Source organism: Cupriavidus taiwanensis, assembly GCF_900250115.1.
GTDB lineage: Bacteria > Pseudomonadota > Gammaproteobacteria > Burkholderiales > Burkholderiaceae > Cupriavidus > Cupriavidus taiwanensis_B.
Map to the genome: position 1 here is coordinate 3,411,479 of NZ_LT984803.1, position 14,648 is coordinate 3,426,126.

General features: G+C 57.1%; 5 protein-coding genes. 2 read left to right on the plus strand and 3 right to left on the minus strand.

Annotation, left to right across the window (positions count from 1 at the left end; genetic code table 11):
• Positions 1–93 precede the first annotated feature (93 nt).
• The 3 genes from CBM2586_RS16020 to CBM2586_RS16030 are packed head-to-tail and all read right to left on the minus strand — an operon-like array spanning position 94 to position 6,683.
• Positions 94–3,018, minus strand: a complete 2,925-nt coding sequence (locus tag CBM2586_RS16020; RefSeq protein ID WP_115688425.1) for a DUF1156 domain-containing protein — start codon at positions 3,016–3,018, stop codon at positions 94–96.
• A 13-nt stretch (positions 3,019–3,031) separates the two neighbouring features.
• Positions 3,032–6,478, minus strand: coding sequence for a protein NO VEIN domain-containing protein (locus CBM2586_RS16025; protein ID WP_115688427.1), 3,447 nt, complete (start codon positions 6,476–6,478; stop codon positions 3,032–3,034).
• Position 6,479: 1 nt separating this feature from the next.
• The gene (locus tag CBM2586_RS16030; RefSeq protein WP_115688429.1) at positions 6,480–6,683 is read right to left on the minus strand and encodes a DUF1778 domain-containing protein; all 204 of its coding nucleotides are present in this window, start codon (positions 6,681–6,683) and stop codon (positions 6,480–6,482) included.
• A gap of 752 nt (positions 6,684–7,435) precedes the next feature.
• Between CBM2586_RS16030 and CBM2586_RS16040 the strand changes: the two genes are divergently transcribed.
• Together CBM2586_RS16040 and CBM2586_RS16045 are read left to right on the plus strand one after the other, a co-directional pair.
• Positions 7,436–10,555 carry a hypothetical protein gene (locus tag CBM2586_RS16040; RefSeq protein WP_145987414.1) on the plus strand — a complete coding sequence of 1,040 codons (3,120 nt, stop codon included), beginning with the start codon at positions 7,436–7,438 and terminating at the stop codon, positions 10,553–10,555.
• Positions 10,552–14,430: a helicase gene (locus tag CBM2586_RS16045; RefSeq protein WP_115688435.1), complete on the plus strand. Its 3,879-nt coding sequence runs from the start codon at positions 10,552–10,554 to the stop codon at positions 14,428–14,430. The genes CBM2586_RS16040 and CBM2586_RS16045 overlap by 4 nt, the downstream gene beginning before the upstream one ends.
• Positions 14,431–14,648: the final 218 nt, after the last annotated feature.

The following is a 14,648-nucleotide window of genomic DNA, read 5'->3' on the forward strand; positions in this document are numbered from 1 at the left end:
CCCACAGCTCTGCGACGCTCAAGAAGCGCCCGCGTGGGCACCCGGCCTGCAGGGGCACAGCAGGCATTCGATACGTATGCAACGACTGTGGCATCAAAACCCCAGCCCCTTCTTACGCGCCAGTAGGCCATCTACCCAGCGCTTCTCGTCGGTTCCTGTCGGGTAGAGCGCAGACAGAGCTTGCGCCAGCATCCAGAATTGTTGATTACCACCTACCGTGGGCGTATTGACGAAGACGCGCATCGCCTCGCTACGGCCCGCCGCGAAGAGCAGCATTGCTTGATGAACTCGGTCAAGCGCTGTCTTTCCCGCATCCATCATCATCCGAGACCCGGCAAGCGGCTCTTCGGGAATGTCGTCTGCAAACAGCCCCAGCTGGGAAGGTGCCTTCGCTAACTTGCGGCGTGGTTCCATTGCTTCTTTGCCAAGGAGGTAGTTGGCGCGCTCGCCAACTCCCAGGAGTCTTGCCGTATCGCCCGTAATTTCGACTAGACCGCTAAGGTCCTCAAGATGAATGCCAAGGCCTTGCGAAATCTTTCGAGCCGCATCGAATTCAAGCCTAAAGCCACTCTTCTTCGAGGCCACCGCAGATTCCTCCTCGTCTCCGTCGTCGGATTCTTGGTCATCGCCTCCCTCATCGAGGTTCGTTGCTGCCTTCCTAAGCGTCCACAGCCACATCGCCGTCAATCGAGCATCCTCTTCGAGAGAGGTAGCGTCGGCCTCGACGAAGACTGAGTTCAGTGCCTCCCGGGAGACAGTAGCCCAAACAATTTCCAAGAACTCTGGAAGCGGGACAACGTCGCCGTTTGCCTTCTCGACTCGCTCGTATCGTGAGTAAATTTCCAATGCCGGACCGAGGCACGCAAAGATTGCGTCCGCACCGACAACGCCTTCCGCCGACAGCCGACGCATCCATTCGCTGATGCGCGTGGGGAGCTCTGACGAAACGTCGCGCCAGTCTCCTACATTGTTCCGGTCAGGAAGACGGGGCCGGCAAACTATGTGAACCGAGGACTGCAGCGACGCCGCGCCCGCTGCCTGGGTTCGAGTCTGACGCTCTGTGTCAATGGGCCAGGACCCCGTAATGCGCCAACCTGAGTCGACCACTGCGCCCAGAATGGCTTCCCAAGACTCCGTGCTTGAATCAGCGAACACGATGACCGCAATGCCATCTTGTCTGGTCGCCTTCATCCCGGCTGCAAGCGCCTTGAGCATCTCTGCCTTGTAGTAGCTCGCGTCCTTGGTCTCCCCTTTTGGGCCCTTGTTTGCGTTGGTGACGATGATTTCATCGTCTTGATTCACTAGACCTTCGCGGAACAGCTCCGGATGGATGCCCTTGAATGCCTCTCGCTCCCAGACATAGAAGACGTTTGAGAGGTCTGCATACGGAATAGCCGCGAAGTAGGGAGGGTCACAAAGGAGGGCGCTGGCTGACCCGTCTGGCAGGACTTGGTCTTGCGCCCGGCTTTGAACCACCTCACAACCGCGCTGCATCCAACGGTTCTGCTCCAGCACCTTCACAACCCAGTCGACCGCTCCATTCCAATTAGCAGGACCAGAACTCAACGGGTTCGATTCCGCAAAATCCCACACCACCTGCAGGGCCTGCTTCCCAAAGGCGCCTTCGATGGTCGCCCTGGAGGCATTCCAGCGGGAGAGCGAGCTGTTCTGGAATATGAAGCGACTAACAGCACAATTCAGCGTCGCTCGAATGGCCTGCGCCAGTCCCGGCTCCGTCTCTGAGAAGTCAAGACTCATCAGTGCTCGCTGAAATGCGCGAATGGCGAGCGCCTGGCGTGCAGTGTACATGTCCCCGAACGTACGAATACCGATGCGCGTGACAGCACTTAGGCCGCGTGTGTTCTTGTACGGTCGGATGTCATTGATTTCATCTCGCGGCTCGTCGGCGTCAGCGCGGTCCGCGACGGCGCGCGCAACCGATGCGAGGTCAACCTCCGCCGGTTCGCGGAAACGTCGGCTGCCGCCATCTTGGACATAGACAGAGAGTAGTTGCGCGTCCTCGGCACCGCCACGCTGCGCCTCAAGTTGAACTCTGACCGCTTTGGCCTTGGTTGTGTACCCGCAGGAGGGAATCGGGCAGGTCACGCTGCCACCTGCCACAGACGCCTTGCTTAGAGTCTTGGCGCCACGCTGGAGCGCAACACCTATGTACTTCCCCTCAATGTTCCAGTCGTAGTGCCATTTTTCGCCCTCCTTGGTGACCTGCATGCTCCGGATAAGAGGAACACGAGCTCCGCATCCTGGCCCCTCGCATCGGATAGTGCGGGCCCACAGGTAGGCAATCGGCTCGCCCTGCCCATCTGACTCGTAGTACTCGGCCAGCCGGAGTTTTGCAGCACTCGCTACCTGAGCGGCCCTCTCTCGCACGCCCTCTAAAAGCTTATCTTGGTATCTCGGAAAGTAAGTGAGAAGAACACGATTGAGCGAGACAGCTATGGGGTTGAGGTCAGAAGCAAAGGAGTCAGCACCGATGCGATTTGCTTCTAGAGGTATCGAGCCACCACCACAGAAGGGGTCGAAGACCAGAGGTCTGCCATCAGCATCATTGGTGAGCGCTCGATGAGCGCAAAGGGTGAGGGTCTCGGCCACAGACAAGTAGGCCTTGGAATTAGCGTTGTCCCAGTCGGCAAAGTCTGCAATAAAATCAAACAGAGCGTCCTGCAGTTCCTCCGCTGAGTCCAGCAGTTCCGGCTTTGTTCGATAGCGAATGAATCGCTGGTATGAGTTCGGACTTACTTTGTTCAGTTGTTCAGCGGCCCAAAGCTGCATCTGGCGCTTGGCTACGGCGATGAACTCAGCAGGCGTTGCGGCATCGGTTGGGGCAGGCCAGAGTGCTGCGCAAGACATGGCGCGGCAGGAAGCAAGCGGTCGGCGTGCCCACCAAATATGAAGGGTCGAAAGATGGCCATGTCGAAGCGATTTCTCCCGTCTTGAGTGAGCAGAAATTCGGGCAATTGGCAGGTCCACCTCGATGAGGCGCTTTGGATATGACTTCATGTAATTCTTGTTCTTATGTGGCTGCTTGAAGAATCGCGTTCGGTTTAACGTGATACTGCTCGATACGCACAACCGGCTCCCAGTCCATCTGGAGCGCGGGGTCGCGAACAACTTTGACCTCCGGCGTGGTCGAGCAGTTGAAGACGACGTAGAGCCAGTAGTCATGACGAAGCCGCTGAGCTGTCCGATACTCATTGGATGACAGGGCAACCTCGCCAACAAGGGCTCGACCCTTCACTTCGATGAATCGCACTTCCAGTGCGGAGGCCGGGTCGTCGGGATGCGGGCGTCGCGAGATTAAGTCGAATCCGCGATTATCGCACTCCACGCTTTCGACCTCCCAACCGCGCGCACGCTCCATCGCAATGACCGCATCAACTGCGATACGCTCAATTTCGTCGTCACGAACGAATGGCGCCATGCCCGGTGCACTTCGGTCTGGATGAGGCAGCACCCAACCGACCCCGAGGCGGCGAATGTCGCTGATGGTGCAGTGCCGCTCCTGTGAGAGTTCCACTCGTCTGCGCTCTAGCCGCGCGTTGAGTTCTTCAAGCTTGTCTTCTGTTAGCTTGATGTTGGCCGCTACCGGCGAGTCGGTGTCGCCCGTAGACTGCTGCTCATGGAGCTCGGCCATGCGCATATTCTGGCGGTGAATTAGCTCGTTGAGGCTAATTTCCATGTGTTTGGCAATGGTCTCAATCTCCTTAAGGCGATGGCCCTTGACTTCCTCCAGGAAAGGCTGGAGCGCTTCGGTAACCAAGAAGTGCTCAGCGGCCTTCTCATCGGCCACGACTAGGTCGGGAGCAGCAGTGTTCTTCGGCGCCGCCACGATGTCCAACAAAAAGGTCGGTTGCTTGAGCTCTATGGCTCCATCGAGGCTTTGGAGGACAATGAACAGTCGCTTGTGCAGCTCATTCCCGCGGCCGTCTCGGATGGACGACGAGAAGACGCTGAACCTGGCCGGGACGGCGCGGTTCATGTCCAGAAAGATGGCACCTCGCGCAAGGTCATCGCGCACATGCTCCTGAAGGTCCTCGCGTACCACCTCAAACAGCGGGTGCCCAGGCGTCACCCAGTCGGCCGTTGGGTCCTTCTTGAGTTTTTCCTTGTCGAAGACAACCTGCTTGTACTCTCGCCCTAAGCGCCCAAATCGAGGCTCCAGGCGCTCGCCGATGGACCATAGGTGTCTAGGGACTCGACCGACTCGGAACGTGCTGCGGTCACGTTGCGGCTCGCTGACAGTAACTCCAGTTACTGGCGCAGCTTGCAGAAAGAAGTCTTGAATGACCTCGGGCACCAAGCGTCGTTCGCGCGCCTCGGCCGACTTGCCCAGGATGGCCGACAGGTTCAGCTCCTTCTTGGCCAGGCCCTCCAGCGTCGATGCAGTAATGCCGCGAAAGCGCTCTGTATCTACTTCTTCAATGATGCGCTGCTTAATGAGCTCCTCGGTCATGTTGTTGTGCGCGTACATGTCGCGCAACATCCGCTCGAGCTGATTGGCCGGGAACAGGTCTCCCAGCACATTAAAGACTTTACCGGTCTGGTTGGGGTCAAGGTCCAACTCAATCTGCTCGATACGCTCAAAGAGCTTCTGCATCACACGGCCCTCGCGAGTGTTCGTCGTGACGAAGTTGAAGATGAGGCAGTCCTTCTCCTGGCCATAGCGATGGATACGCCCCATGCGCTGCTCGAGACGGATAGGGTTCCAGGGAATGTCGTAGTTAATCATTAGCCAGCAGAATTGCAGGTTAATGCCCTCACCTGCCGCTTCCGTGGCGACGAGAACCTGACAGCTCTCGCGGAATTCACGCTCCGCGTAGATACGCGTCCCTGGAGTATCTCGGTCTCCAATCTTCATGCCGCCATGAATCTGGGTAACCGTCAGCCCCCATTCGCGCAGCTTGCCCAGGGGGCGACCGTCACGTCCGTCTCCAACGAGAAAGTCCAGAGTGTCCTTGTGCTCCGTGAAGATGAGCAGCTTCATCGTCGCATCTGAAAACAATCCTTTCTCTGTGAGCAGCCTCTTAAGATGTCGGACCTTGACCTCCTGCTCTTTCGCCTCAAGACCCTTCGCCTGCCGAATCAGCTTGTCGAGGTCGAAGATTTCTTCGCGCAAATGCTCTGGATTGAACGAGGCGACGGTTTCCTCGAGGTCAGATAGCAGCTCTTGTTGCTCATTCTCCGGCAACTCGTCGAAGTCGTCTGGAAGGCGGCTGGCAATCTGCTCTTGGCGATATTTTTCCGGGTTTTCGAGGATGCGTTCCCGCTTTCCCTTCATTCTCTCAAGGCTCCGCCGGACGGCGTAGGTGCTCGACGCGAATCGGCGCTGGAGCATCGCCATCGTGAACCCCACCGCGCGGCCTCGCGCACTATCGTCACGAGCTGCGCGAATTGACTGGTTCTCCACGTAGCGAGTCAGCTGGTCGTAGAGGTCGTACTCCTCGTCGCTGATAGCGAAGTCGCTCGTCTTGACAATACGGCGGGTAAACAGCGCTTTCACCTTACCCGTCTCCGGGTCCGGGAAGGTCACCAAAGCCTCCTTGACACGTCGAAGGTAGAACGGTGCATCCTGCTGGAGCATGGCCGCCTCCAAGCTGCTCACGTCGCCGTAGACATCCTTGTCGAGCAGCGACAGGAAGAGACAAAAATTCTCCGCGTCCCCTTTGTGTGGTGTCGCCGTCATTAGCAGGAAGTGGTCTGTCATCTGCGACAGATGCTCTCCGAGCTGAAACGCCAGGGTCTTCTTGTCCGAGCTGTACGCGGACATCTTGTGGGCCTCATCGACAATGATGAGGTCCCAGTGGCTTCGCAGCAGCGAGTCGCGGGCATCCTCGACACGGGATACCCAGGACACCGAGGTAATGACCTGGTTCTTCTCCTGCCAGGGATTGCTGCCGTAGTTTGCGCGCAGCACGTCGCTGCGAACCACCTCGAACTGCTCACGGAACTTGTCTTTGAGTTCGCGCTGCCACTGGAACGAGAGGTTCGCTGGCGAGACGATGAGGGTGCGCTTGACTAGGCCGCGAATCTTCAGCTCCTTAATAAGGAGCCCGGCCATGATGGTCTTGCCAGCGCCCGGGTCGTCAGCGAGCAGGAAACGGATGCGCGGCAGTTTCAGGAAATAATCGTAGACCGCCTCAAGCTGGTGAGGCAGCGGGTCCACACGAGCGATTGACAGGGAAAAGTATGGGTCGTACTCGTAGGCGAGACCCAGCCGCATGGCCTCCACCCCTAAACGAAAGCGCATCGGGTCCCCGTCGTACGGCTCCTTCTCCGGGCTGGCGCTCAGCTCCTCGAGCTGTTCCTGGGTCAATATGGGGTCATACATCCTCTCCGAGCGAAGACCCTTGCCGAACATCTTGAGGGACGCGCCAAATTCCTGAACAAGCACTACCTGGACAGGCTCAGGGAACAGTGGACCCGACACGATGACGCCGGCTTTCAGTTCTGGCTTCTTCACATCAATCCTTCTTTGTTTGGCCCACGTCGGCTCGAGAATGCCCCGAATCAGGTAAACGCAAGCCCTTGAGCTCGCAGTGCTGAAGGACGAGATACTCCAGCATGTTTGAAAGAGTACGGTGTTCCCTTGCAGCGGCCAGGCGGAGAAGGTCCTTCACCTCCGGCGACATACGCAGGTTGATGGCTGTGGTCTTGCCTTCGTTCATGTGAGTCCCTGCATCGGTGCAACGTCTTTACAATGTACCGATACTAGCGGTCAATGAAGCGGCTGTAAATGCGCCTCGACGTAGTTGGCAAGTACGACGAGGGACAAGGCACGTTTCCGTCCGCGCTGGTGTATGTCGTGGGGGGATGGGAGGCCGAGTCAGGCCGCTGCGAGCTTGGGTGGAGAGCGCTTCGAGATGCAGCGGCATCCAATAGGGCAAGCAGATAGGATTGCTGCTGCCCGGCAACATCTCCCCTAGGAAGATGGCTTCGGCCGGCGTGCAATCGCCTCAATACGCTCCTCCAAGGAAGGTTTTCGAGGGGGGAGCGGCTGCGGAAACAACAAGTACAAGTGGCGAGCGTGACCAAGAGTTTTCAGCGCGCGCAGGAAGGTCTCCAGGGTTCCTTGTCCATGCGTCTCGAATCGCTTATAGGTTCGCAGCGCAATACCGGCCGAGGCAGCAAATTCCGCCTGAGAGAGCTTCGCCTTTTTCCTCTCGCGCCTCACCCTCATAGCGAGATATCCACAGAGCCCTGTTTCATCTAGCTGCCGGAGTAGCGCGAGTTCTTGTTCTGGTGTCATGGCTCTTCATTTGTAGGCCAAATTTGGCACTAAAACTGTGGATAGCCTAGCAGCTGTTATCTCGAATTTAAAGACTGTTGTTATATTGAGAGCACTTAACCCTCAAACCACCCCCCAGATAGGTCGTCTGGCCGGGTGAAGTGGCGTAGCTGCCAAAAAAGGAGCCGACCAATGACAACCTCGCGCCCGCAAGGCGGCTCGAGCGTATCTGCTCGCGACCGTACCCCTTCCCTTCAATTGTCAAAGGTCGCAGACCTGCTTGCCAAAAGCATCCGCGATAGCAAGGCGGCATCTGGCGTTTCCTTCGTTCATCTCGATGGACATCGTATTCGGGTTAATACTCGCGCTGCACTCCAGCCGTTCTTGAATGACGACTTCAAGAACGCCTTCACGCCGGGGCTTGAGACGGGCTTCGTGCGAGACATGGAAATGCCTCCTTTTGGCTCGACTGCGCGTGTCGGTGGCCGACTGCTCGATGGCTCGGCTGCCGCCACCTCGAAGGCGATTACCGCTCTGCATAATGCAATTTCTGATGTCTTAGACTCAGCATTGGGCGACGCAGACCTGACTGCATTGACGGTCTCATCCTTAGAGCAATTGCTTGGAACACTGGCTAACTCAATCAACGAGCGTAAGCCAGACCTTCCGGCATCGGCGAGCATGGTGCCGGTGGCGTTCGGTCAGCCGGGGCGGAAAGCTGATGAGCGCAGCCAGGATTTAGCACGCGTGCTATCAGCAATCGAGACTGTGGATGGCAAGGACTGGCTCGATGCGCTTCTGAATGGCATTGCAACGCGATTGCGCAGCAATGACGTCGAACCAGAAGAAATTGACGACATCCTAGTTGCCATCAGGGCCCAACGTAGTCAACCCGGGAGTCAGATAGCGCGGTTCCTGGATTTTCTAGACGATGAAGCGCTGTCGCGAGTGCGGCTCCAGGTAACTATGCGACTGATGGAGGCGATTGCAGCGCAATCGGCCAAAGAGGGACTGAAGGCTTACGTAAGTCGCGTTATCACATGCTTTAACGCATTCGCTGGCATTGACGGTTCTGCGCTGACCCTTGACATCGGTACGCTATATGGCCAGCACAACTCCCCTCAGTTTCACGAACATCTGCGCACGGTTGGATTCTACGGTTGCCTTCCCGTGTGGCCGGAGTGGTCAGTACAGCTTTTCGAGGGTCGCGCCGAACCTTCTCAGGGTTTCAAAACTAAACGAGAGGTTTCATATTGCTTCCGAGTCAATGGCACAAATCCCCGAACCGGTAAGGCTGCCTTCGATTCGCGGCTCGATAACATTCGTGAGCGTGTCCTAGACGAGCCGAGTGCCGACGCTAACGTGAAGTGGAAAGTAGCGGAATTGGTGTTCCTCTGGCTTGTGGTTCCCGATTCGCTTACAAATCCTTCTTCATTGGATGTAGTCCGAGCTGCGGCAGATGTTGCAGCACGGTTGAAACGCAATCCTGTGGGCACCTTGGGCGACTTGCATGCGGACCTTATCGGAAGATGCAAGACGATGGATGACATCGCCAGCGAAATGGTGGAGGTCTTGAAGTCCAAGTCGGCTAACCTCATCCAGTTCGCGGGTCGAAATGCTGACAAGTTCACCGTTGCTGTTTCGCGAAGCATCGTGAACTGGGAAGCAGTCGAATCGATGTCGTCCTCATCGACAAATATTCTAGTTAGCCGCGAGCGCGGCTCTGACTCCGTTGAGTGGTTTAACCATTTGACCGTAGCTAACACTGCCATGGTCCCAGGCAGCATTGCGTCGTACGGTGTTGAAATTGCTCTACAGGAGCGTTCGCTGACTACGGCGGGTCGTTCTGCGGAAGTCCACTTGCGACGTGAGCTTCAGCATCCGGTTCTTCCAGTCAGGTATCTGCCATTCACGCGAAACAACGCTGGCGAATGGACGCCGCACAGTGTCGATACACGGGTGATGGATGCAGGCGTGGGAATCGACATCGAGTATTCCCTCAAGTATTTACAACTTTCGAGAACGAAAGACGACGAAAAGGCCGCGTCCGAGCAGCTACGTGCGGCGACCCTAACGGCTTTTGCCCTACTTGTGTACATCACACTCTGGGAGTTGTCGCGGCGCGTTCAGGCTACGGCTGCCAGTGCATCCCTATCGATGACGATGGTACGGCTACAGCACACCGGTAAGCAGAACAGTCGTGAGGCTGACGCGCACGACGCGAACACGGTGATATTCGCGGTTAGCCAGGCAATAGAAAAGGCTTTGACGCGGGAAATGCCGGTCAAGCTTCAAGGGCTCACGACCCAGACCAAGGACCAGAACGATAGCCTGCGATGGAAACGTAGGGGCGCCCTCCATGCCCTGCTCGGCGGGCAACCGCTGAACTTTCGCATGGAGGGAGGACTCGACAAGGTCGCGCTGGTGACCTATGTAACGCGTCCATGTGACACGCATCCTTCCTTTCCCGATGCGGATGGCTTCCTCTTCCAGAGTCGCACCTATCGCGCGGCGCGCGAGAACGGAGCAACCATTCTGAGAGTGGAATCGATGCAGTCGCGCCTAGTCGAAAGCCGGAAGGATTTCCAGGCACCGCAACTCATCCTCGAGGAAATCGCACGGCTTGAGAAAGACGGCTTCGAGCACATAATGTTGCTGTCCCATCATTTCGGTAACCGGCACATCGGTCGCGCGGCGGAGCGGCACGCTCCGCACGGCACGCTGCAATTCCTCGATGAAGCCGCGAAGCGTTTTCCAGGCGTTCATGTCTATCCATTGCGACGAGATGTCTTTAAGGCAACAAGGCTAAGAAAGCGCGGAACGATGGAGAGCGGCTTCGAGGTCGTTAACTTTGCGGACCATCAAGCCATGTACGACCAGTTCGAGGGTGGCGACCTTCGGACGCTAATGCCGATATATACGTTCGCCACGCTTGTTGTAGTCGACGAAGACTCACGACCGCAGTCTGGGTTCTGCACTTACTTCTTCGACGCGGAACAACGGCTTAGCAACATTGAGCTGAAAGAGACAGTTCGTCAGAACATTCTGGGCGTCGGTAAAGGAGACGCCCAGAACACGCGCGCATCTCTCATCAGCGTGCTTCGCGCCATCCATTTCATGGAAAGCGAAAAGCCTGCGTTCAAGACCCAACTGCTGCCTGTACTCGACCCGTTTGACTGGGCCACTCCCGCGCGCACCTCTGCCGCAGGCGAAGTTGAAATCATGACCCGTCGAGGTTCCCGCTCGGTTTTGCTGTCTGTGCCGGCGGTACTGGCGCATGTCACCAAAGTCCTGCACAAGGATACCGAATGAGTGAGTTCACCTCGACCCTGCCTTTCCAGAAGCAGGCGGAACTGTGGGGGCAGACATACGAAATCCTGGTCAAACGCGGGGTACTCGCATGTCTTCTTGAACGCAAGCTGCTAAGTGGCGGGCATCCAGCCCTTCAGCCGTGGCGCGAGGTACGCCTGACTAAGGTTTCAGCGGCCCTCGCGAAGCACCTCGACGTCATCGACGAGAATGCGCGTGAACTCATCAAGGCGGCCGTCGACCATATCGCGTTGACTGCTTACGGGGTCGGCTATACAGCCATGCGTGAGTATCTCAAGCACATCGGCAAACCAGTCACAAACGGAAAGCTTAAAGTACGCGCACTATGGTGCCCGTTGACGCTGCCAGGGGAGTCGACGGCGGCTCCTGAAAGCCGGCAAGCTGCCCGGGAACAACTTCATGCGGAGCTAGGGCTACCCGGGCCGGTCGACCCGGCTTTATCGGAAAAAGGGCAACCAGCAAATGCCGACTTCATGCTCTGGCTGTCCGGCACCCATCGAGAAGATTATCTGCTGGTGCAGGAGTACTCGTTTGACATGCCCGGCGATATGGGTGACTTTCGCCACCAGCAGGCCCACCTCGATGAACTATTACGGCATCGGCGGCTCGTTGACTCGCGCAGCGTGTTCGCCCGCGTGGCAGCGGAGATTGATGGCGAAACATTCGATATATCCGATGACATCCGAGAGCATCTAACGGCCTTGACGAGCGAGAACAAGCCCTTCTACAAGCTTTGTCAGGCCTGCGGTTATGGCGAATCTACTGCCCGTGTCCTTGCCCATGCAGACTTGATAGAGAAGCCTATTGCTGTTCGTGCACTCGCTATCACCCCGAATGGGCTAGAAAGCCTCGCAGCGCGATTCGACAATGCAATGACGAAGGAGCCACGTCGCAGTTTGATGGAGCAGATGGGCGAAGCCTACCGGCGTGCGCCGAAGCTCGCCGACGGGGACGACGACGGATTGACTCAAAAGGTGGGGGCGGTCTTCAACAGCCTTTTGCGCAAGCTTCCTCGTAAGCTGCAGGACGGAATGAAGGGGTTGCGCAAAATTCCGACTCCAGGGGAGGATTACCTCTTTGAGTTCGAAGAAGAGGTTCCTTCCTTCGCCAATCCAATGCAGTTGTTTGCAATGGACGACGCGCTCTCCTTGGTAGAGGAGACCCCTGCAATAAACGAGTATTTTGGCGGGCAAGCAAGGGCGGAAATCGGTGCCAAGATGCGGAGTGTTGCCGGAACTACAGGACACATTTCCCTGCGCGACATGCACGCGTCTGCAATCGTCGCCGGAATGGAGCAGGCGATGGCGGGTGAACTGAACGTAATCGCACTCGAAGGAAATCCTGGAATCGGCAAGACCACCGCTGTGCGTCGATATCTCTCGGCGAAGCCAGAAGGATATCTCTTCTTGTATGTCAGTCCCCGCGTGGTCATTAACCGGGACGTAACGGAAAGTCTTGCACGAAAGGATGGTAAGCCCACTGGCATCTTAACCGTCACGTCCAACGCACAACTCAATGCAGCGGCGAAGCGCTTTCACGCCGAGAAGGTTGATGCGGGTCTCGCGGAGCCGAAGTTAGTCGAAGGTGCTGTGGTCGCTGATGGGGTTAGCGACCTCGTTGTCCCAGAAGGCTCCACCATCCTCGTGTTGAGTCCCGAGGAAGAAACAGCGATTGACACGCACTTTGCTGGCGAGAGCTATCGTAAAACGACCCTGTCGGAATCAGAGGACCAAGTGCTCGATGCACGCCGGATAGGAGTTCTGGCCGGTGTGTCGCAGATGACTCGGGAGCTGTTGACGTTGAACAAGCATGTCAATCGCGTAGTGATTACAGCCGCGTTGCAGGGCTTCCGCGAACGCAGCGGCGGCAAGACGACGATGGATGCATTGTCTAACCTCTTCGAAAACAAGGCTGAGTCGAAGGCCGGTATCGCGGAGCGTCGACTTTTCAGCCAGCGCATTCCGAATGTGGTCGTGATGGTTGATGAGCTTGCCGGCGACGGAGCGGGGGCTCCGTTCGTCGACGCGGTTGCGCGATGGCTCAACAATGAATTCTTGGATTGTTTCGAGAATGAGGTAAGCCCCTTCACCGTCACGCTTGTGGTGTCGGACGCGTCCCTCGGGAATGAAGTTGTCCTCGACCGCTATCTCAACGCGGGCAAGCGTACTCCGGACAAGGTGCTCATTTCACGCTCGCGCGGTGAGCAGCCATTCGCCGTTGCAGTCACACCGGTACGAATTGGTGGCGGAACTCGTCGGACGTATCACGTGATGACGAATAGCTTTCCCGCCAGCGAACTGCACATCCGATACCAGGCGAAATTGACCGCCGTCAGCTTAGAGGAAAGCCCAACCGGCCTACCGGAGACACCACGACAGGCAATTCGCAGAGTCGCGGAAGATGCGTTGATGCAAACGGCCGTGAACGAAATCTGTAGCGCGCTTGGCGAAGGTGCCGTGCAGGTTATCTATTTCGCACAGGACAAGAACTTCTTGAGTGACCTGCGAAAACGGCTCTCAGAAGAGAGTTGTCACGGCCTCTCGAATGATACGGTTGAAGTTCTCGACTCCTCTGTGCCCGGATGGAAGCGTGCCGAACTAGTGAAGCCTGAGCGGCGAGACTCCATTCGAGTGTTCCTGATGACATCGTCTGGAGCACGCGGTGTGTCGTTTCCAAAGACTGACTGGATAATTGCCAATATGCCACGCTTCAATGTTGAAGCCGCACTTATGGAAATCGCCCAGCTCATTTATAGAGGGCGCGGCATGTACGTGAACGAGGATGGCGCCTCAGTATCAGGGGACTTCGCTAGACGACACCTCGTGATGTTGACCGAGGACTTTGTGATTAGCGACGAGGAGATTGACCAACGCCAGTGGCTCCGGCAGTCCCTTGACCTCATGACGCTGCTGGTGATGCTGCGGGCCACTATCTTTACTCGAATTACAGGTGCCGCAGGACTGCGGCAGAAGCTTGCGCTTGTGCCCGTGGGCGCGGTTGGTGTTGAAGAGCTTGTTAGCCTGATGTCGCAGAACGTATCGAAGTTCATGCGTGAGGCGGAGGTGTTCCAGCGCCGCGCGTCCGACCGCTCGCTCATTGGTTTGGCCAAGAATGCACAAGCGAACGTGAACAATCTCTTCTCGCGGACACGGCTACAGGCGAACAGCCAGCGCGACCGGGATGGGCGCACCATGGTCAAGCTCGCGGAGATGCAGGGCCTGCGCGACATCGCGATAGCCGGCGTCGCACCGCTGCTAGTCGAGCATGAGGGCAAGAGCATACCCGAGCATGTCTATTTTACCGGGCCAGTTGTGATGGAAGATTGGGAGAGTTTTGCGAAGCAGGAAGCTTTCACCTTCGAAGGTCATGAGACGCAAATTGCTCAGTGCAGCAAGGAATTACTCGGGCAGCTCTATCGGATTGACCAAAACCATCGGTTCCCGTCGTCTCTCAGGCAACCGGCCTTGAATCTATTCCGATTGATAAGTCGCGAAAAAGAAGGGGCGGCAAACGAATTCAATACACTGAAAGACTTGAAGTCACCCAATACGTGGGTGGCAGTGCCGACTGGGTATGCGCAGTTCCTCTACAACGGCAACTCTATGGAAGGACGGCGCTTCGTTGCCGATGAGCCGGAATTGTGGCGCGATGCGCTCGCCAAGGCGCTTGGTGCGACTTCAGCGGTGATGCCGCCGATTCCTCATTTCGAGTCATTCCCGTGGGCCGCGTCTGTTGGGCAGGTCAACCCTCTCAAACTTGATTTGGTGTTCGATGACCGTTACTTCATGGCATCAAATGAACTCAATTTGCTCAACACCCTGCTTCTCGAGGCCGCTGCATCAGAAGAATCTACGTGACATGCTAGTGTGTCGGTAGCATCGCGCAACAACTACTTCTTGTCTACGCCCGTCGCCCGGCGACAAAGCTAGTCTACTTGAGGTGCACCAGGGGTACCTCAGCAGTGTGCCGCCCCTGCTACAGCGATGCTGAGCAGCCGTCAAGGCGCACAAACAGGCTCGGCGACGGTGTTCAAATAGCCTCCGTTGCGCGCAAAACTGTAGGAGCGCTCAGCAAA